This window comes from Brevibacterium sp. ACRRH (assembly GCF_022346365.1).
GTDB classification, from domain to species: domain Bacteria; phylum Actinomycetota; class Actinomycetes; order Actinomycetales; family Brevibacteriaceae; genus Brevibacterium; species Brevibacterium paucivorans.
The window spans coordinates 179,590-199,536 of sequence record NZ_JAKRMN010000005.1 but is presented as its reverse complement, the minus strand read 5'-3'; the positions used below and the strand labels follow the sequence as shown (position 1 = coordinate 199,536).

15 protein-coding genes and 1 tRNA gene are annotated in these 19,947 nt (G+C 61.3%); 5 read left to right on the top strand and 11 right to left on the bottom strand.

What is annotated here, in order from left to right; translation table 11 throughout:
* Positions 1 to 16 precede the first annotated feature (16 nt).
* Complete coding sequence (gene thyX / locus MHX53_RS07020) at positions 17 to 802, top strand: FAD-dependent thymidylate synthase (RefSeq protein ID WP_239271725.1); 786 nt, start codon at positions 17 to 19, stop codon at positions 800 to 802.
* A 13-nt stretch (positions 803 to 815) separates the two neighbouring features.
* Positions 816 to 1,481: a hypothetical protein gene (locus MHX53_RS07015; protein WP_239271724.1), complete on the top strand. Its 666-nt coding sequence runs from the start codon at positions 816 to 818 to the stop codon at positions 1,479 to 1,481.
* A gap of 2 nt (positions 1,482 to 1,483) precedes the next feature.
* Here the strand turns inward: MHX53_RS07015 and selB are convergent, their stop codons facing one another.
* The 4 genes from selB to MHX53_RS06995 all read right to left on the bottom strand — a co-directional run bounded on the left by selB (position 1,484) and on the right by MHX53_RS06995 (position 4,939).
* Entirely contained in the window at positions 1,484 to 3,256 is a 1,773-nt protein-coding gene (selB, locus tag MHX53_RS07010) for a selenocysteine-specific translation elongation factor (RefSeq protein ID WP_239271723.1), read from the bottom strand.
* A gap of 1 nt (position 3,257) precedes the next feature.
* Positions 3,258 to 4,613: an L-seryl-tRNA(Sec) selenium transferase gene (gene selA, locus MHX53_RS07005; protein WP_239271722.1), complete on the bottom strand. Its 1,356-nt coding sequence runs from the start codon at positions 4,611 to 4,613 to the stop codon at positions 3,258 to 3,260.
* Positions 4,614 to 4,627: 14 nt separating this feature from the next.
* Positions 4,628 to 4,722 (bottom strand) — tRNA-Sec (locus tag MHX53_RS07000).
* Positions 4,723 to 4,753: 31 nt separating this feature from the next.
* On the bottom strand, positions 4,754 to 4,939 hold the full coding sequence (locus MHX53_RS06995; RefSeq protein WP_239271721.1) for a hypothetical protein: 186 nt from the start codon (positions 4,937 to 4,939) through the stop codon (positions 4,754 to 4,756).
* Positions 4,940 to 5,063: 124 nt separating this feature from the next.
* Here MHX53_RS06995 and selD point away from each other — a divergent pair, with 124 nt between their 5' ends.
* Positions 5,064 to 6,065, top strand: coding sequence for a selenide, water dikinase SelD (gene selD, locus MHX53_RS06990; RefSeq protein WP_239271720.1), 1,002 nt, complete (start codon positions 5,064 to 5,066; stop codon positions 6,063 to 6,065).
* A 127-nt stretch (positions 6,066 to 6,192) separates the two neighbouring features.
* Complete coding sequence (locus tag MHX53_RS06985; RefSeq protein ID WP_239271719.1) at positions 6,193 to 7,899, top strand: ABC-F family ATP-binding cassette domain-containing protein; 1,707 nt, start codon at positions 6,193 to 6,195, stop codon at positions 7,897 to 7,899.
* Between the two features lie 38 nt (positions 7,900 to 7,937).
* Here the strand turns inward: MHX53_RS06985 and nrfD are convergent, their stop codons facing one another.
* From nrfD to glsA, 7 genes are read right to left on the bottom strand one after another with little or no spacing between them, the layout of a single operon-like run.
* Positions 7,938 to 9,026 (bottom strand): NrfD/PsrC family molybdoenzyme membrane anchor subunit, encoded by a 1,089-nt coding sequence (gene nrfD / locus MHX53_RS06980; RefSeq protein WP_239271718.1) that lies wholly within the window; start codon positions 9,024 to 9,026, stop codon positions 7,938 to 7,940.
* On the bottom strand, positions 9,023 to 10,096 hold the full coding sequence (locus tag MHX53_RS06975) for a 4Fe-4S dicluster domain-containing protein (protein WP_239271717.1): 1,074 nt from the start codon (positions 10,094 to 10,096) through the stop codon (positions 9,023 to 9,025). The genes nrfD and MHX53_RS06975 overlap by 4 nt, the downstream gene beginning before the upstream one ends.
* Complete coding sequence (gene fdnG, locus MHX53_RS06970; RefSeq protein WP_239271716.1) at positions 10,096 to 13,383, bottom strand: formate dehydrogenase-N subunit alpha; 3,288 nt, start codon at positions 13,381 to 13,383, stop codon at positions 10,096 to 10,098. Before fdnG ends, MHX53_RS06975 begins: the two co-directional genes overlap by 1 nt.
* 28 nt (positions 13,384 to 13,411) lie before the next feature.
* Entirely contained in the window at positions 13,412 to 14,299 is an 888-nt protein-coding gene (locus MHX53_RS06965; protein ID WP_239271715.1) for a 3-methyladenine DNA glycosylase, read from the bottom strand.
* Between the two features lie 3 nt (positions 14,300 to 14,302).
* Entirely contained in the window at positions 14,303 to 15,295 is a 993-nt protein-coding gene (locus MHX53_RS06960; protein WP_239271714.1) for a malate dehydrogenase, read from the bottom strand.
* A gap of 52 nt (positions 15,296 to 15,347) precedes the next feature.
* Positions 15,348 to 17,804 carry an ATP-dependent helicase C-terminal domain-containing protein gene (locus tag MHX53_RS06955; protein WP_239271713.1) on the bottom strand — a complete coding sequence of 819 codons (2,457 nt, stop codon included), beginning with the start codon at positions 17,802 to 17,804 and terminating at the stop codon, positions 15,348 to 15,350.
* Positions 17,804 to 19,111: a glutaminase A gene (gene glsA / locus MHX53_RS06950; protein ID WP_239271712.1), complete on the bottom strand. Its 1,308-nt coding sequence runs from the start codon at positions 19,109 to 19,111 to the stop codon at positions 17,804 to 17,806. The genes MHX53_RS06955 and glsA overlap by 1 nt, the downstream gene beginning before the upstream one ends.
* 19 nt (positions 19,112 to 19,130) lie before the next feature.
* Here glsA and MHX53_RS06945 point away from each other — a divergent pair, with 19 nt between their 5' ends.
* A complete protein-coding gene (locus tag MHX53_RS06945; protein WP_239271711.1) occupies positions 19,131 to 19,940 on the top strand; it encodes a fumarylacetoacetate hydrolase family protein in 810 nt (269 codons plus the stop codon).
* The last annotated feature ends 7 nt before the right edge of the window (positions 19,941 to 19,947 follow it).

Genomic DNA, 19,947 nt, shown 5'->3' with positions numbered 1-19,947 from the left:
AACAGAAGGAGCCCACGTGCGCCCCGTTGAGCCCAGTGTTGAACTGATTTCACGCCCCAAAATCGACTGGGAAGAGATCACAGCCTACCTTGAAGAAGTAGGCGGAACCGCATGGTCAGACCGCGTGCGCGACCAGGAGTCCCCTGACAGCGAAGACCTTCTGGAGTTCGCCGGACGCATGTGTTACCGCTCGTGGGAACCGGGGCTTAACCCAAACGTGGGTCGCGTGCGCACGGACTCCACGCAGTACTTGGGCAACGTGGTCGCATCCCAGCACGGGTCCGTTCTGGAACACGCCAGCTACACGTTCATTCTGCACAACGTGTCGCGCGTCTTTACCCACGAACTCATCCGTCACCGCGCCGGCGCCGCATACTCGCAAGAGTCCTTGCGCTATGTGCGCCTAGAAGACATTCCTTTCTGGTTCCCCGAATGGGCGCGTGAAGATGAAGAACTCATGAAGCGTAGCTTGGACCTGCTTGACCGGATGGAAGAGCACCAGAAGTGGATGAGCGAACACTTTGGGCTTGATGAAGAAGGCCAGAACTTTACGCACAAGAAGCACATGACGTCGTTCATGCGCCGCTTCGCCCCTGAGGGCTTGGCAACGGGGATCGTGTTCACCGCTAACCTGCGTACGCTGCGCCACGTCATTGAAATGCGCACCGCTAAGGGTGCGGAGGAAGAAATTCGCCTCGTGTTTAACAAGATCGGTGAGATTATGAAGAAGGAAGCCCCCGCGATCTTCGCCGACTACACGGTGGAAGACGGCGAGTGGATTCCCGGCACACGCAAAGCATAAAAGGAGCCCCACCATGGCCCAGATCTACAACGCAGAACTCTCACCTTCCAAGAACCAGGTCATCGCCACGGTCTTAGGAACCGACGAAGCAGACATCGAGAAACTCACAAGCTACCGTTTCGACGACCCTGCTGGCCAGATCGGCATGGAAGTACACATTGTGCGTACCCCCGACGGCTCAGTTCTTCAGGTGCCACTGGTGTACCGCCCCGAACCGCTGGAAGATGCCGAAGAAGACGAACTCATCACCACCATGGAGCACTCGGTGCTGGGAACACGCTACGTGTACCTGGGCATGTCAGACCCTGTCTTTGCTGAGGCACTCGACGTGACTATCAGTGAAGAACGCAGCGGCGCAGAACAGTTCCTGGTCGACGGCGACACGCAAACCCCCATCACCGAGGGTCTCGCAGACGTCATCGGAACCGGTGAGATCGAACTCGAAGAAGAAGAGGACGACGAAAACCTGATCGGCGTTCTTGAACTTTTCGCAGAACTCGACCTTGAAGGCCTCAGCGAAGAAGAAGCAAACCAGCCGGGCCAGCTCATTGGCACGTGGGAAGGACAGGACACTCCTGTTCTGCTGGCCCACTCCGGCCTGGTGTACGTCGATGACGCAGAGTTCGACGACGAAGACGGTGAAGAGGAAGACCTCGAAGAAACCGCTCAGGACAACTGAAACTAACCTCGCACACGCCTGAGGTTGCCATCCACACGGGTGGTCCAACCTCGGGCGTCTGTGTGTTCCAACAGCGGAATGGCAACCCTGCGGGTCGTGTCCAACGCCTGCCGGGCCTGGCTCAACGTAAACGGTTGCGTCAACCCAGCCAGCACTCGCATGGCGCGCGCCGGCGTAGACGGAAGCACCACCACGCCGTCGCTGAGACGCAACAGCCTGCCCGCCTGCTCGGCAGCGGCAAGCTCACGCACACCCAAGCCCAGATCCTCCAGATCACGGGCTTCCGGCGCATCAAACGGGTGCTCAGACAAGCGCCGCTCCAACTCCGCGACACCAGCTTCTGCAGTCCCCAACGAACCAGAGCCCGGTAGACGCGCAAAGCCGGAAACCACCTCGGCGGGGGACTCAACCAGCCCCTCTACCAACTCACGCGGGCACCCCACACTCTTCGCCAACTGCGCAAGCGGCACGCCCCGTGACAGCGGGTCTCGGGCGTCGTCCTCAAGCAGCCGCGCAACCTGTGCCACCCACGTGCGCACAACGTCCTCCCGCACGAGCCACGCGCCCATGCGCGCAACCCCCGTCGGCAACTGGTCTGCCTCACCAGGCACTTCGTAGCCGAACGTGGTCAACGTGGACTCCCGCACGCACCCGCGACGGGTCAGTTCGGCCGTAATGTCGGCAGGGGAGTAGTGGTCAAGGGCGTGGGCGCGCTCAACGGCAGATCCGCGCCGAAAAAGCTCGGGCGGGTCCACATCCAACACGGTCAAACCGCCCAGCACCGCGCGCTCCCCGCTTCCACGTACCACCAGCCGGTCACCCACCTGGACGGGAATCGCATGGGACAGTTTCAGCCGCGCGTAACGGTGGGACAAGGGACGCACGTGCGCTTGCATGCTGGCCGCGCCAATGTGCACGGTCACGTCAGTGGGAATCGTGTCCACAGCCACGCCTGCGACGTCCACAACGTCCGCCACGTGCCAGGCGTCCGGCGTGATGAGGGCGTCACCTCGGGAAATGTCCTGTGCAGAGATCCCGCGCAGGTTCAGCGCCACTCGGGATACCGGCGCGATGCTACTGACCGACGCATTGTGATTCTGCAGCCCCCGGACCGTGACGCGAGTGCGGGCCTGCGCCGAGGTGAGCTCCAGGTTCTGCTCGGTAGTCACCGTGCCTTCGCCCAGAGTTCCCGTGACAATCGTGCCCGCGCCGGTGATGGCGAACGCGCGGTCAACCCAGATGCGCACCCGCCCGTGCGTGGCAGGTGGGGGAGCGGCACTGGTGACCTCGTCCAAGGCGTCAAGGAGTTCCGGAAGCCCGTCCCCGGTGACCGCCGAGGTGGTCACCAGGGGAGCGCCCGGCAGGCAGCTGAGTTCGGTGCGGGCTTGGGAACTCACGTGAGCGATTTGCTCGGGCGTTGCCGAGTCGCACTTGGTGAGCACGATGACACCTCGGGAGATTCCCAGAGCCTCGAGCGCGTCACGGTGATCAGTGGACTGCGCCGACCAGCCTTCATCGGCCGCCACGACGAAACACACAATAGGAGCCGGACCGAGCCCAGCCAGCATGTTGCCAATGAAGCGTTCGTGGCCGGGCACATCAACAAACGACACGTGCGTGCCACTGGGCAGCGTGCAGTGCGCGAAGCCCAAATCAATCGTGAGCCCGCGCCGCTTTTCTTCATCTAACCGGTCTGGATCCGACCCGGTCAGGGCGCGCACCAGTGCGGACTTACCGTGATCCACATGCCCGGCCGTGGCGACAACAAACGACATGTCAGCGATCCGTGTGCTCAGTTTCCGCGCCTGCATTGCCTGCCGCCCGGGCACACTCGATGATCCGCGACGCAAGCACGTGATCGTCCGACGGGTCAACGCACCGCACGTCCACCAGGCACGCCCCGTCCTGCACGTGCGTAACCACGGACGGTTCACCCACGCGCAACGGCTTCGCAAACGACTCCGGCAGCCGTACGGCCCACCCGGGAAGCTCCACCCCGGTACCACCGCCGCCACCCACGCGACCGGCGTGGGGCGTGATCTCGACTGACACCTCGGCGGCATTGAGCGTTGCCGCCAGCGTTTCGGTGCGCTCGCGGAGGTTCTCAGACGACAACCCCACATACGTGTGGACGGGCGGTTCCTCACCCACGACCGTGGCCGCCAAGGTGGCCAACACGAACTTGCTGGCCCGCACCGCCCGCGCCAACGGGTGCGTCGCGAGCTGCGTGACCAGCTGCCGCTTGCCCAGAATGATGCCGGCCTGCGGGCCACCTAGCAGTTTGTCGCCAGAAAACAGCACAATGTCTGCCCCGGCTTCCAACTCCGAGGTGGCATCCGGTTCGTTGGGCAAGTGCGGGTTGGGTGCCAAAAGGCCCGAACCGATGTCCACAACGAGCGGTACGTCGTATTCGCGCGCCAGCTGTGCGAGCGCCTGCGTGCTGGGGGAGGACGTGAACCCGGACTGCGCATAGTTGGACGGGTGGATCTTGAGAATCGCGGACACCTCGCCGGCTTCACACTCGCGCCGATAGTCCGCCAGGTGGGTGCGGTTGGTGGATCCCACCTCGGTGATGGTGGCACCCACCGAACGCATGAGTTCATGCAAACGGAAACCCGCCCCAATTTCCACGAACTCCCCGCGCGAAAGCAGGATGCGGCCGGGCCGGCTCTGTGCGGCCACGAGCATGAGCGCCGAGGCGCAGTTGTTCACCACCAGCGCGTCCTCAGCGGCAGCCACGTGGAGGGTGAGAGCGTCGGTGGTTTCGACACCTCGGCGCCCCCGCTTGCCGGATTCCAGGTCCATCTCAATGTCGACGTACGCGGCGGTGTGCCCGGCGACTTCTGAGGCCCACGGGCTCAACGGGGCGCGGCCCAGGTTGGTGTGGACCACCACGCCTGTCGCGTTGATCGTGGAGCGGTAAATGCCGGAGTTGAAGCGGGTGAGGTCTGCGACGAGGTCGTCACGGAAGGTCGCCGAGGTGAAAGAGGGTTGCGTGCGTGCGCGGTCTAGGTGCCGTCGGACGATTGCCCGTGTGGTGGTCGCGTTGAGGTGCGTTGAGGCCGCGCGAACCCAGTCACTGGCCAACAGAGCATCGGTGCGTGGCAAATTGCGACGCGGATCTTCAGACACGTGTCCCCTTCCTGTGGCGGAGGCGGACGGGAATCGAACCCGCCAAACCGAGCTACTCGGTTTCAACAGTTTTGAAGACTGCGGGGCCCACCAGGACCCGGACGCCTCCATGAGCAAAACCTACCATCGAAGGGCCTCACCTAGTTGTCTAACATTTCTTCGTAGAAGTCGAATTGCTCGTCAGTTCCGAATGGGTCAATCACCCAGTTCGAAGCCTTATGAGCGTGGAGCATTGCCTCGACACTTTCCACAAATTTCTCGTATTCAGCTGAATTGATTTTCACTGCAACGGTCAAGACAAAGTTTTGTTCGCTGGCGTTCTCCATCGAAAACGTATTCCCTCATAGCCGGTGCTTGGTTGAATGCGCGCTCACACGCACATTGAGAACATCGTTGCACACGTGGGGTGCGCTACGCGCATGAGCTGTAAGCCTGGGATACGCTGGGCCCATGACTGCTCACGACCTTCCACGTTTAACGTCCCTTGCTCACGGTGGCGGGTGCGCCTGCAAAATCCCGCCGGGCGAACTCGAAGAAGCCGTGAAAGGACTGGCCGGCCAAGACTACGACTCGGTTGTCGTTGGACTGGACGACGGTGACGACGCCGCCGCAGTGAGCATCGGCAACGACACGATCGTGCTCTCAACAGCGGACTTCTTCACCCCTGTCGTTGACGACGCGTTCGACTGGGGACGCATCGCAGCGGCTAACGCGCTGAGCGACATCTACGCGATGGGTGGCACCCCAGTGGTGGCCATCAACCTGGTGGGCTGGCCACGTGAGGTCCTGCCTCCATCTCTGTTCAAGGACGTGCTGGCCGGTGGACTCGAGGTCGGTAAACAAGCGGGAGTCCCCGTGATCGGTGGGCACTCGGTGGACGACCCTGAACCCAAGTACGGCATGGCCGTAACCGGCACCGTGACCCCTGAGGCGCTCATGCGCAACGACGCTGCCAAGCCGGGCCTACCCATTACGTTGACCAAACCGCTGGGTGTGGGAATCCTCAACAACCGCCACAAGGCAACCGGCGACGTCTTCCCTGAAGCAGTCGAATCCATGACCACGCTCAATCGTGACGCAGCGGTTGCCGCGACACAGGCTGGCATTACCGCAGCCACCGACGTCACCGGCTTTGGCCTGCTGGGTCACCTGTTCAAAATGTGCCGTGCATCAGGAGTGGGTGCCCGCATCGACATGTCCGCTGTTCCTGTTTTGGACGCCGCCAGAACAAGTGTGAGCGAAGGGTTCATCCCCGGCGGGTCACGCAGAAACCTGGACTGGGTGAAGTCGAATCTGGCCGAGCAGTTCCAGGTGGGCTCAGGCATCAGCGATGACGACGTGATCCTGTTGGCGGACGCTCAAACCTCGGGCGGACTATTGCTCGTCGGTGAGATTCCGGGCCACCCGGTGATTGGCTACACCACGGACGAACCGGGCATCCAGATCAGCTAAGAACAGCCCCTGCCACACATCTGGTGAAGCACCTTGTGTATGATGGCCTCATGCTCAAGTGATCTTCGTTCCGCTCCCGCGACCGAGGCCGTGCCCGGCGGGAGACCGCGCGACCACGAGGATCATTATGTCTACCACCAACTCACCTGCGTCATCCCCTGCTCACCTTCGAGTTGAGGGGATCTCTAAATCATTTGGCGACCGCCGTGTCCTGACCGACATTTCTTTCTCCGTTCCTGCTGACAGCCGTGTGGGATTGATCGGGGAGAACGGCTCTGGCAAGAGCACGTTATTGCGGATCATTGCCGGACACACTCAACCAGACACCGGAATTGTCCACGTGTCTCGGCCAGGGGGACTGGCTACGGTGGGCCTATTACACCAGCGTCCGCCGTTTGACATGGACGATTCTGTCGCTCACGCCCTCGAATCCGCCGTAGCCCATGTCCGGCGAGCTGCAGCAGCAGTTGAACAGGCTTCACAAGCGCTGGCTGAAGATCCACATGCGCCAGGTGCTGCCGAACAACTTGCCACAACGTTGGAAACCGCTCAACGATTGGGAGCCTGGGAAATAGATACCCGGATCAGCACAACGCTGGCAGGATTCAGGCTCGCTCACCTCGACCGTGAGCTTCCTACTGGATCCTTGTCAGGTGGCGAGCGTGCCCGCCTGTCTCTGGTGTGGCTGTTGCTTTCTCGACCGGACGTACTCTTGTTGGACGAACCCACCAACCATCTGGACGACGCAGCTTCCGAGCACCTGTGCCAAATGTTGGCCGAGTGGACCGGACCTGTGTTGATAGCAAGTCACGATCGCGCGTTCCTCGATGAGTCTGTCACCGGCTTGGTTGACCTTGACCCCCGCCCAGTACCTCATAAGGCACAAGACACCTCGGCCGGTCCAGCTTCAGGCGTGGGCGTCACTCGCTACACGGGTACCTACACCGACTATCTAGACGAACGTCGACAGGTCCGAAACCGATGGGAGCTCCAATACGAAGAAGAACAAGCAGAGCTCAAACGGTTAAGCGCCACGTTGCGCAACAGTCGGACGGTCGGCCATCCGGGACGCGAACCTCGTAGTGAGATTCGAATGGCCAAAAAGTTCTACGCTGACCGGAACGCTAAAGTTGTCTCGCGCCGCGTGAACGACGCTCGTGCACGGTTAGAGGAGCTTCAACAACGACAAATTCAGCGTCCACCTCGAGAGTTAGAGTTCCAAGGTCTGACCGCCGCTAATCAACCTGAACCGGTTAAAACTGGTACCGTTCTCAGCGCCGTGAAGGTCAGCGTTGAGAACCGGCTTGCTACAGTGTCCCTCACGGTTGGTCCGTCTACAAAACTGCTGGTCACCGGTGCAAACGGGGTGGGAAAGTCCACTTTGCTTCACGTGCTTGCCGGCGATTTATCTCCGTCCCGAGGTGCCCTGACTCGTCGTAGTGGTGTGCGCGTAGGAATGCTGGCGCAAGAGACAACTCTTCCCGATCCTCACCGCCGGAGGTCAGGTCGCACGGTAGCGCAGGCGTACGCAGACATGGTGGGAGTTGCGCGGGCGGAGCAGGTTCCTCTGTCGACGTTTGGGCTGATCGCGCCCTGGGACCAGAATCGTCTTGTCGAAGCTTTAAGCGTGGGACAGCAACGTCGCCTGGCCCTGGCGATCCAGCTGGCCGATCCGCCAGACGTGCTGTTGCTGGACGAACCCACGAACCACCTGTCATTGGCGCTCGTCACTGAACTTGAGGCAGCCATTCCGGGGTACCCAGGAGCAGTCGTGGTTGCATCACACGACAGGTGGCTACGGCGCAACTGGAGCGGCGACGTTTTAGAGTTATGACCGCAGGCTTACGCAGTCTTTACGCTCAGCCAGTCACTTCACGTGACAATTGAGTCGTGCGTGATACCCGCCTCTTGACGTGCCCGCAACCGGGCCTTCTGCGGTTCCACCACGTACTTGGGGTCTTGCGTTGACGCGTGCCCCGCGTCCATGACCCCAAACCTGGTCAGTGCCGAACCTGCCACCAGGCACGCGCCCGACACAATCGCACCCACCCGGTTGCGCCCCACCAGGGCAGTGCCCACACCGCCGGCGATCACGCACGCCTCGGACAGGTGCATGAGCTTGCCCGCGTGCCCAATCTCAAGCGGTTCGGCCTCTAATGGGTGCATGTCCTTCTTGGTCCACGTCAGCGCAATCAGGTCACCGGCCACACCCATGAGCGCTAAAAGCCGCGCTGGCCCCGCCTGCGCGGGGGAGGTGGTGACCATGGCCGCGCCTCCGGCTGCCAAAGACGCCGAGGAGGCAAGCACAAACGGCAACCCTCGCCTGGCCGCGTTCCAGGTGGGAACTGCTGTGTTGGACAAGAGAGCTGCCGTGTACACGGCAAGCGGCGCACCCAAAGCAGACGCGAGGAACCCTGCCGGGGTTTCCATGGCGAACAGGGTTTTCTTACCGACCTTCACCAACGCGGTATCTTCGCCGGGGATGTGACCTTCCAACATGCGCACGACCTCGGCCGCGGCAGCCACACCCGCACCGGTGGAAAAACCACCCAAAATCCACGACCCCAAACTCATAGGAGACGTGACCTTCACGGTGCGCATCATGTTAATAAAGCGTTCGGGACGCCCCAGGTCAGCAATCAGCGCCACCGCACCGGCACTAATCGCACCCAATGCCGTGAGCCTGGCGTTACGACGAAGCTCGTGCAACCCCGTCATGTGAGCACCAGCCGCCAGCAGAGCAGAACCACCGGCAATCCCACCCAACACCAGGTACGCGCCAATCTCGTGCTTCCACGGCGGCGCTTTTACAATGGGACGACCGTAATACGACTCGAACTGTGCCTCATCCACCATGAGGTCTTCGCCACCGCGCTTTTTACGCTTGCCACCTTGCCCAAAGAACTTACGGAAACGCTTTTCGCGTTTAGGAGGCCGGTAACTGTCGAACTCTTGCGTCACTTGCGACCTCCCAAAAACGCGACTGTAGCAGCTGCGAGCATACCCAACGCGGCCACTCCCGCACGCTTGTACATGCTGGGCAGATCCGCTGTGGGCACCCGCGGGTCAGGTGGCAAGCCGTACACCTCGGGCTCGTCCAACAGCAGGAACACCGAACCCGTTCCGCCCACACCGTCGTTGGGGTTGGCGCCGTACAGCCGCGCTTCAGTCATGCCGGACTCACGTAGCTCGGCCACGCGTTCTTGCGCGGTTTCGACCATCGTGTCATGGTCACCGAACTTAATTGACGTGGTGGGGCACGTCTGCGCGCATGCAGGGGTCTGACCCTCCACCAGCCGGTCATAACAGAGCGTACACTTGTTCGCCGTGCCGGGATTCGGGACTTCTTGGTCCAACGGTTCACGGTCCGGGTTTGTGTTCACCGTGCCATCGTCACGACGCTCAATCACCCCGAACGGGCACCCAGCAACACACGTTCCGCACCCGTTGCACACGTCGTTTTGCACCACGACAGTGCCAAACTCCGTGCGGAAAAGCGCACCCGTGGGGCACACATCCAAACAACCTGCGTGGGTGCAGTGCTTACACACATCCGAGCTCATCAACCAGCGGAACTCAGGGGTATCCGGCTGCGCGTCTGCGCCGGTGGGAGCACCCGCGCCAGTGGGATTAGCCAAACCACCCAAAACATCGACGTTCGACAGATCTTCTGACGGGGCAGGCAAGGTGGCCCGCGCCTCGGGGGAGCTACCTGCAGGGCGCACCTGTGGCATACCCAGGCTCACCAGCTTGCGGCCGGACTCGCGTGCGCTCGCAATATCGTCCTTGCCCTGCTCAACGAACTTCACGTGACGCCACGTGTTCGCGCCTAGACCACCGGTGTTGTCAAAGGACGAACCCAGCATCTCCAAGGAGCCGTCTTGCGGGTTCCGGTTCCACTCTTTGCACGCAACTTCGCACGCTTTACACCCAATGCAAATGGAGGAGTCGGTGAAAAAGCCTTTGCGTTCGTGAGGGGTGTGCCAGTTGGCATCAGCAATCGGGTCGGTCGCTCCAGCTAGCTGGCCCATTACTTGTCACCTCGTTCAAATCGCGCACGCTTATCATCCCACTTTTGATTCTCCCGCGTCGCTTCAGCACCTTCGACCGGTGCAGGCCCTTCGCCCGGTGGAGGAACTGCACCTTCCTGTGCTGGGAGGTCGTGGCCGGTATCCAAGGTGACTCCCGCCTCGGCCCGGTACTTATCAACCAAATCCCGCAACGCTTCACCCCGTGGCCTGCGCCCCGGTTTGATGGCAACCGCGATCGACTTGGATTCCTGAATCTGCGCGTTGGGGTCCATGGTGACACCAATGAGGTCGTTCGCCGAATCCCCAGACACCACCGCGTGCGAACCCTGCGCCCAGTGGTACGGCAAACCAATCTGGTGAACCGTGCGCCCGTTAATGTCCAGTGGCGTGAACCGCTCACTGACCATCACGCGGGCCTCAATCGCTGAACGCGGCGTGATCAAGGTGGCCCATTCCCCGTGCGTCAGGCCTTCAAGCTCAGCCAGTTCAGGGGACACTTCACAGAACATTTCCGGTTGGAGTTCCGCCAAGTACGGCAACCAGCGACTCATTCCACCTGCCGTGTGGTGTTCCGTGAGGCGGTACGTGGTGAACACGTGTGGGTACACGTCCTTGCCCGCTTCACCACTGCCCGGCGAGTACAGGTTGATGTCGTCTGCGATCGTCATGCGCGCTGGACTGTTCTGCGAGTCGTACAGCGGATTAGGAATCGCTGATTCCGGTGGTTCGTAGTGCGTGGGCATAGGCCCGTCGACCACACCGGTGGGCGCGAACAGCCACCCCTTACCGTCAGCTTGCATCACGAATGGGTCGTCACCGGCAAGAGCAGCCGGGCCCACCGCGTCTTCTGGCGGTTCGTAGTCGGGTGCGCGGTCGGCTGGGAAGTCCGGAATGTCGTGACCCGTCCAGCGTTGCTGGTCTTGGTCCCACCACACGTACTTCTTCCGTTCTGACCACGGCTTTCCCTGCGGGTCAGCGGATGCGCGATTGTAAAGCATGCGACGGTTGGCCGGCCATGCCCAGGCCCATTCGCGGGCCGCGACGTCCTGTTCCTGCCCCGGTTTACGGTTGGCGGCGTGGTTGATTCCGTCTGCAAACACACCGGTGTAGATCCAGCAACCGCCCGAGGTGGTTCCGTCCGCCCGCATCTCATTGAAGTTGGCAAGTGGCTCACCCTTGTTGGGGCCGTCGAGGTGGAATCCGTTGATTTCGGCAAGGACCGCTGACGCGTCGGGTTCGCCGTGCTCATCAACCGGGTAGTCCCACGTGAGGTCCAAGAGCGGACGGTCACGCGGGTCGGTGGAGTCGGCGAGCTTTGCGCGGATCCGGTTTCCTAAGTCGTAGAGGAACTCCAAGTCCGAGGTGGCATCCCCGGGTGGGGTGATGGCCTGGTGGCGCCACTGTACAAGGCGCTGAGTTTGGGTGAACGTTCCGGCCTTTTCCGTGTGGTTGGCAGCCGGCATGAAGAAGACTTCGGTGCCGATGTCTTCTGTTCGCAGTTCGCCCGTTTCGATTTCGGGCCCTTCTTTCCACCAGGTCGCCGATTCGATCATGTTGAAGTCGCGCACAACCAACCACTTGAGGTGCGACATGGCCATGCGCTGCATGCGACCGTTCGCGGAACCCACCGCCGGGTTCTGCCCCAGCAAGAAGTACCCGTCAACCTTGTCTTCAAGCATCAACATGCATGACTGGTACGTGCCGTGTGGCCCGTTGATGCGGGGGAGGTAGTCGTACGCGAAGTCATTTTCTGGTGTGGCCTTGTCACCCCACCACGACTTGAGCAGGCTCACCGCGTACGCATCACCGTTGGCCCAGAAGCCCTTCTTCTTTTTGTCACCCACGGCGCCGAGGTATTGGTCCAGGGTGTCGTGTGTTCCGGCTTTGGGCATGGGCAGGTAGCCGGGAAGCAAGTGGAACAGGGTTGGGATGTCGGAGGCACCTTGAATGGTGGCGTGCCCGCGCAGCGCCATGATTCCACCGCCGGGGCGTCCCATGTTTCCAAGCAGAAGCTGGAGGATCGCTGCCGTGCGGATGAACTGCGTTCCCATGGAGTGTTGCGTCCAGCCCACTGCGTAGGCAAAACACGTGGTGCGTTCCCGCCCAGAGTTCTGCGTAATGGAGCGTGCCACGTACTTAAAGTCCTCACGCTTAATGCCACACATCTGTTCCACCAGCTCAGGGGTGTAGCGCGCGTAGTGGCGTTTAAGGATCTGGAAAACAGTCCTGGGGTGTTCATATGTGGGGTCGGTGGCTGGGCGACCCGTTTCAGGGTCGATTTCGTACGCCCAGCTGGACTGGTCGTAGGTTTTGGAGTCCTTGTCGAACCCAGAGAACAGCCCGTCGAGGTCCTCCGTGTCGCGGTAGTCTTCGTTGATGATCGTGGCGGCGTTGGTGTAGGCCTGCACGTACTCAGCAAAGTACGCGTCGTTTTCAATAACCCACCGGATCAGCGCTCCTAAGAACACAATGTCCGAACCCGCCCGGATAGGCACGTACTTGTCAGCAAGTGCCGAGGTGCGACTAAAGCGAGGGTCGATGTGAATGACGCGTGCCCCACGCTTTTTAGCTTCCGTCACCCATTGGAACCCAACGGGGTGAGCTTCAGCCATGTTAGAACCTTGGATCACAATGCAGTCGGCATTGGCCATGTCCTGGAGGTACTGGGTGGCGCCTCCTCGCCCAAATGAGGACCCCAAACTGGGGACCGTGGCAGAGTGTCAAATACGCGCCTGATTTTCCATCTGAACAGCGCCGGCGGCGGTGAACAGTTTCTTAGCCAGGTAGTTTTCTTCGTTGTCGATCGTGGCTCCACCCAGGGACGCGATTCCCATGGTGCGGTTGAGCGGACGACCGTGTTCGTCAGTGTCTTGCCAGTGAGCGCGACGCGCTTCAATGAAACGATCCGCGATCATGTCCATCGCGGTGTCTAAGCTGATCTTTTCCCAATCCGTGGAGTGGGGAGCACGGTACAGGACATCCGTGACACGCCCAGGCGCGTTGACCAACTGTTCTGAGGCTGCACCCTTAGGGCACAAGCGTCCACGTGAAATAGGGGAGTCCGGGTCACCTTCGATCTGTACAACCTTGTTGTCTTTCACGAAGATGCGTTGCCCACATCCCACGGCGCAGTAGGGGCACACGGACTGAACGACTTTGTCAGCGGTCACCGTGCGCGGTTCAGTGTTCTGGGTCTTTGAACTGGTCACGGAAGGGCCGCGACCAAACGCGTCACCAGTGGTGAGCTGACGCACCACCGGCCACTGCAAAAAACTGAACCGACCCATGCCTGGGAGTCTAGCACCAGCCGGGCAACTAGATCAGCTCTAGTGCCTGGTCAATCTGGGTGATGAGACGGCGTCTTAAGTCTTGAGCCTGCAGGGAAAAATCCTCTTGCCGGTGCATGTATTCGGCCTTCCCCTGGGCGGTTTCAATCGCGACGACCCCGTACCCCCACGCGCGCACATCGTAAGGTGAGGCTTCCATGTCGAGAGTGCGAATCGCGCGCGCAAGGTCGAACGCGTCCAACACCGTCGCAGATTCCACAATCGGCTCCAGCTTCATCGCCCACTTGTACAAGTCCATTCCGGCGTGTAGACACCCGGGTTGTTCGTTCGCGCGCATCCCTTGCCGCGTGGGTTGCAGCGTGTTCAGCGGACGCGCCGGGGGAGTGAAGAACCTGAACGCATCGTAGTGACTGCACTGGATGCGGTGGTTTTCGACCACGCGGTCCGTCTCTTCTTGGCTCAACCGCAATGGCACTTGCGAGTGGCGGTGTTCGTGAGCCGTCTGCTTGTACACCATGGCCCATTCGTGGAGCCCAAAACACCCGAATGAGGCCTCCCGGTCCACGGTCGCTTCCAACAGTTGCCGGATGAATGTGGCCCCCTGGCCGCGGTCGGATGCCCACGCGTGCACGTCAACGTGGGCTACCGTGTGCCCGGCGTGCTGGCTGCATGTGTACCAGCGCCGGTTGAAGTAGGCCTCATCCGCCGAGGTCTCAACCACCACCGCTGTTCCCGCACCCGGGTGCCATGTGGCGAGTTTGCCGGGTTTGAACGGGTAGTACGTGAAAAGGAAGTCCTCAACCGGGTGTTTTTCGCCACGGGACCGGCGTTCCAGGTGGGAAGCAGTGCGTTCATGAACGGCCTGTTCGTGAACGTCACGAAGTTCCCGCCATTCGCGGGGTGAAAGAATGTGCACGGTTTAGTCGAGGTGTCCTTTGCCCGCTGCGGTGGAGCGTTCGTCAAGAAGTTCGTTGGCCGAGGCAGTAATCCGCTCCCGCTGCAGATCGTTCAGTTCCAGCTGGGGAACCACCGTGTAAGTGCCGTTCGCAATCGTCACCGGGTAGGAACAGACCACTCCGGCTGGCACACCGTAGCGCGCATCTTCAGGCAATGTCTGGGTGGGGACCGCCATGGACACCCAACGGCCGTCCGTTCCCTGCTCCCAGTCGCGGAGATGATCCAAGGTCGCTGACGCTGCAGATACCACCGAGGAACCACCTCGGGCCTTTATCACGGCGCCACCGCGGGTGGCGACGGTAGGGACGATGGTGTCCAACCAGGTTTCCCTGTCAATGACGTCCAAGGCAGGAGCGCCACTCACGGTTGCGAACGTGAGGTCAGGGAACTGTGTGTTCGAGTGGTTACCCCACACGGCCACTTGAGCGATCTCACCCGCACTCACGCGAGCGCGCTGGGCCAATTGTCCAATCAGACGGTTGTGGTCCAGACGGGTGAGCGCGGTGATGTTTGCGGGGTTGAATCCCTCTTTTTCTGCGTGGTGGGCGGCCACCAACGCGTTCGTGTTGGCAGGGTTTCCCGTGACGACGACCTTGCAGTCAGGGTGCGCGACCTGCCCCAGAACACGGCCCTGGGTGGCGAAAATACCAGCGTTGACTTCAAGAAGATCGCCACGCGTCATGCCGTCCTTGCGGGGTGCCGAACCAATGAGCAAGGCCGCGTGGGCGCCGTCAAAAGCAACCTCGGGATCATCGGTGGCCACGATGTTTGCGATGCGCGGCGAGGCGTGGTCCACGAGCTCCATAATGACCCCGTCCAGAGCCTGAACCGCCTGTGGGACTTCGAGGAGGCGCAACTCAATGGGTTCGTCCCCGTAGACATAGCCGTCAGCGAGCCGGCCCAGAACGTTGTATCCGATATTTCCTGCAGCACCTGAAACAGCAACGATTTTCATGAGCGCCCCTTTCTGAAGTCTGGAATTATTCTATCGGCCAGGTGCGGGCAGATCACCGAGGTGCTGACCGGTTAGTGCGCGCCGTGGGAATCGCGTTCCACGGGTCCTCAGGCCACGGGTGTTTGGAGTACTTGCCCCGATTTTCGGCCCGCACATGCGCATACGCGCCATTCCAAAAACTGCGCAGATCATCCGTGACTGCCAGGGGCCTGCGGGCCGGTGACAACAAGTGCATGAGCACTGGACGCCCCAGAATCGAAGGCGTGTCCGCCAGACCAAAGCACTCCTGGAGCTTCACCGCCAACACAGGCGCTTCCGCTTCGTCGCCGTGGGACTCAGGCGTGGGGTAGGTGACCCGGACTTTTGCACCACTGGGAACCTCGAGACGTTCAGGAACCAACTCGTTAAACCGGGCCGCTTCCGGCCACGGGAACACGCGCTGCAGGGCCGCCACCAGGTCAACCTTGTGTCCACGCCCCAGTTTCTCCAGATCAGGTTCCAGCCATGTGAGATCCCGCAGAGCATCCAAGGTGACATCGGGCCACGGATCACCCACGACGGCGTGCACAAAACCCAACCGTGCACGCAAGGCCTCAAACGCGGGATCACCCTCACCCGGCTGCTCGGAAATCCCCGGCACCACGGCGTGTAGCCCACGTGTCGCACACGCAACACGCACAGCGTCCACAACCGCCTGAGCTGACGGCTGCACCGGAGTTGATGCAAGCTCAATCGCACCCAGTTCCTCCACCTTCCGGGCCTGCACTTTACCGTGCACAAACTCGGCACGCTCAACCGTGCGGTGCAGCGCCCCGGCGGCCACTAGCGCAGTCGCTTCATCGATCGACACGGCCAACTGTGCACGCGCCTCACTGCCCGCACGTGCCATGCTGGCAACCGCGATCCAGTCATCGAACCCATCCGCGCGCACACCGGTTCCGGAAGCAGCCAGGTAGGTGTCACCTCGGCGGCGGGCAATCCACTCCGGCCGCGCCAACGCGGTCACCAACCCCACAACAGAACGTGGCACGGCACCCTGGGGCGCATCAACACCGGCAATCCGGGAAAGCCTCGCAACTTCGCGCTCAAATGCCGCCGTGCCCGAAAGCTTCGACACTAACTCCGGCACATCGCGCGCCCTCTCATCAGCGGCCAGCGCGCACGCGACCCGCACCGCCTGCGGCCCCACCTTCTCCACCCCGTCAAACAGCGCGCGAGCCACATGCGGATCAGCCGGGACGCTCGCGAGCTTGTGCCCAACCGGGGTCGCCTCCCCGTCCTCGTCCAACGCTCCCAGCGCAGTGAGTGCCTGCACCGCCCGCTCCGTTGCCCGAGGCGGCAGCTCCGTTGGCATGTCCAGCCCGACTCCCAGCGGGGTTCCCCACACCGCTAAATCAAGCACAGTAGACGTGAGGTCTGAGGTTGTGATCTCTGGGGGAGTGTGGGCTGGCCGGGACGCAAAATCCGCTTGGTTCATACACCTGATGGCCAGGCCCGGGGCTTCGCGGTGCGCACGGCCCGCTCGCTGCACCATGGCCGCTTTTGACGCACCCACCGTGACCAGGCCGGACATCCCGCGCACGGAATCAAACCGCGCCTGCCGATCCAAACCAGCATCGACCACAGAACGAACACCTGGAACCGTGATCGCCGACTCGGCAATGTTGGTCGCCACAATCACCCGGGTGCTGCCAGGTACGTGACCGCGCACGATCCGCTGCTGTGCCGCGACACTGAGACGGCCGGACAGCTCCTCGGTGGGGAAGTCACGGCGCACACTGGCCGCCACGCGCTCAATTTCGCGCGCGCCAGGCACAAACACCAAGACGTCCCCACCGCGCTCGCCGCGGTGCCCGGCCTCGGCGACCGCGACGCCTGCCACGTGGTCCAAGAAGCCCCAGTCCACGCCACGCTCAGTGAGCGGACGCGGCCCAGGTTCCCACACGGTCTCACACTCAAACGTGGGCACGTGAGCGCACAACAGCGCCGCCTCTTCACCCGTGGCTTGCGTGAGAAGACCCGTCCACATGGCACTGTCCAACGTGGCCGACATCGCGTACACGCGCAGGTCATCCCGCATCGCCGCGACCTGAGCCACGAATGCGCACGCAAGATCCGAATCGATCGACCGTTCATGGACCTCGTCCAAAATGACGGCCGAAACTCCGGGCAGCTCCGGGTCCCGTAACAACCGACGGATCAACACCCCAGTCGTCACGAACTCAACCTTCGCATTCGCTGGGACGTCACGGTCACCTCGGACGGTATACCCCACTGGCAACCCGGACAGTTCCCGCAACCGGGCAGCCGCCGCCTGAGCGGCAATGCGGCGCGGCTGCGTGACGATCACCCGCCCTGAACCCAGATTGGCAACCGCAGGCGGGACCACAGTGGTCTTACCGGAACCCGGGGGTGCCTGAATAACAGCTACCCGAGGTCGTTGATCCGCAATCTGCTCCACGAGCGAGGCTGCGGGCAGATTGGCAGAGATTCGTCCGAGGTCGAACATTACTTAGCGAACCAGCTCGAATCCACGGGTTCTTCGGTCGGTTCGATGTCCGACAGTGACGTGTAGACCTCATCGCGCAGGTCCGCAAAGTGCTCATTGGGGTCGAGAATGGTCACTGTGTGACCACGGCGCTTGAGTTCAAAGATTCCAGCGTGGAGCAACTTGTATCCCACCAGGGATACCGATGGCACGCTCCTGAAATCGATGACGATGCGCTGGTTGTTCTGCGAGGTCTCAAGAATGGAGCGCAACGCTTTTTCAGCCAGCGAGAAGTCCATGCTTCCCTGAATGTGGATGTGCAGGCGGCCCGAGCTATCCGTTTCCTTTTCCAGAACAGACGACAGGACAGGGCTTGGCGGCCTCATCATGTGCAGACCCAGATCTTCGCTCATGCGTTCAAACGCGTCCACGCCACGCACCGAGTTGCCGAACTTATCAATCGGAGGCGAGAACGCCGCCGCACCCATCTGGCCGGGTAAAGATCCCATAATGCAGCCAGAAACCCCCGACTTGGCGGGAATCCCCACATTGGTGAGCCAGTCACCAGCCGCGTCATACATTCCGCACGTGGTCATCACGGACAACACCTGCTGGGCCACCCATTCGGGAACCACGCGCTCACCCGTCTGCGGGTTCACTCCACCGGAAGCCAGAGTCATGCCCATCACTGCCAGGTCCTTGGCCGTCACCGCAACGGAACACTGACGCGTGTAGCCACGCACCACCTCGGCGGGATCACTGATGATGAGGTCATTTGCACGCACCAACGCAGCCAGTGCCAAATTACGCCACGCCTTGTCGATCTCAGACTCATACACGGCGTCGTCATAGGACAACTCCCGGCCAGCAAAAGCGCTCATCCCGGCAAGAATCCGCTTTTCGCGCTCCTCCCTGCTGGCGCCTTTTGAATGCACCAAAGCGTGGGTGGTCACCGCACCAATGTTGATCATGGGGTTGTCTGGCCGTCCGGTCTCTTCATCCAAACTGATCGAATTAAACGGGTCGCCAGACGGTTCCTCACCGACAGATTCGTTGACGCGCTCCAGGCCACGGTCGGCAAGTGCCATCGCATATACGAACGGCTTAGATACCGACTGGATAGAAAACTGCGTATCGGAGTCTCCCACGGAATAGACGATTCCTTCTGGGGTGCACAGGGACAGCCCAAACAGAGTGGGGTCCTGATTGGCGAGTTCGGGGATGTAATCTGCCATCGCCCCACCGGTTTTCCTCAAACCGGCTTCATGGATCGATTGCAAGTATTCGGTGACAGGGGAATACGCAGGATTCGAAGCGAGGGTTTCCATGGCTACTAGACTAGTGCCCATGCGAATCGTTCGTTTTGTTCACAACGACGCGCCACACTACGGCGTAGTTGAAGGAAACCTCCCTGAAGTTAGCGACGACGGAACTCTCGACACCTCGGAACTGGAGGTGGCTGTCCTAAGTTCTGACCCATTCTTTAGCCCTGCGCAATCGACCGGCGAACGCCTGCCTTATGACGAAGTGCGGATGTTGGCCCCGATCCTGCCCCGCTCAAAAGTCATTGGTGTGGGCCGGAACTTTGCCGACCACGCCCGCGAACTCGGAAACGAGGTCCCGGTGAGCCCGCTGACGTTCTTCAAGCCCAACACCTCGGTGGTGGGGCCCGGCGAACCTATTCGGTTGCCTGCCATCAGTGAAGAAGTGTCCTACGAGGCTGAGCTGGCCGTGGTCATTTCCAAGATCGCCAAAAACGTCGCGCCAGAAAACGCGTATTCCTATGTTTTGGGATACACCGCGGCAAACGACGTAACACTTCGCGACATCCAGCGGATCGACAAACAGTGGTCACGGGCCAAAGGCTTCGACTCCAGCTGCCCGCTGGGGCCATGGATCGAAACCGAATACGACCCAGAAACCGTACGCATCCGTTCGTGGGTTGACGGTGACCTCAAACAAGACGGGAACACAGAACACTTCATCTTCGACATTCCCACCGTCATTGCCCACCTCACCGAAGTCATGACTTTGCTGCCCGGTGACGTCATCTTGACGGGAACACCCGCGGGAGTTGGCCGCATTGAGGCGGGTAACCGCGTTGACATTGCGATTGACGGGCTGGGAGTCCTGTCCAACCCCGTCATGGACGTCTAACGTCGTA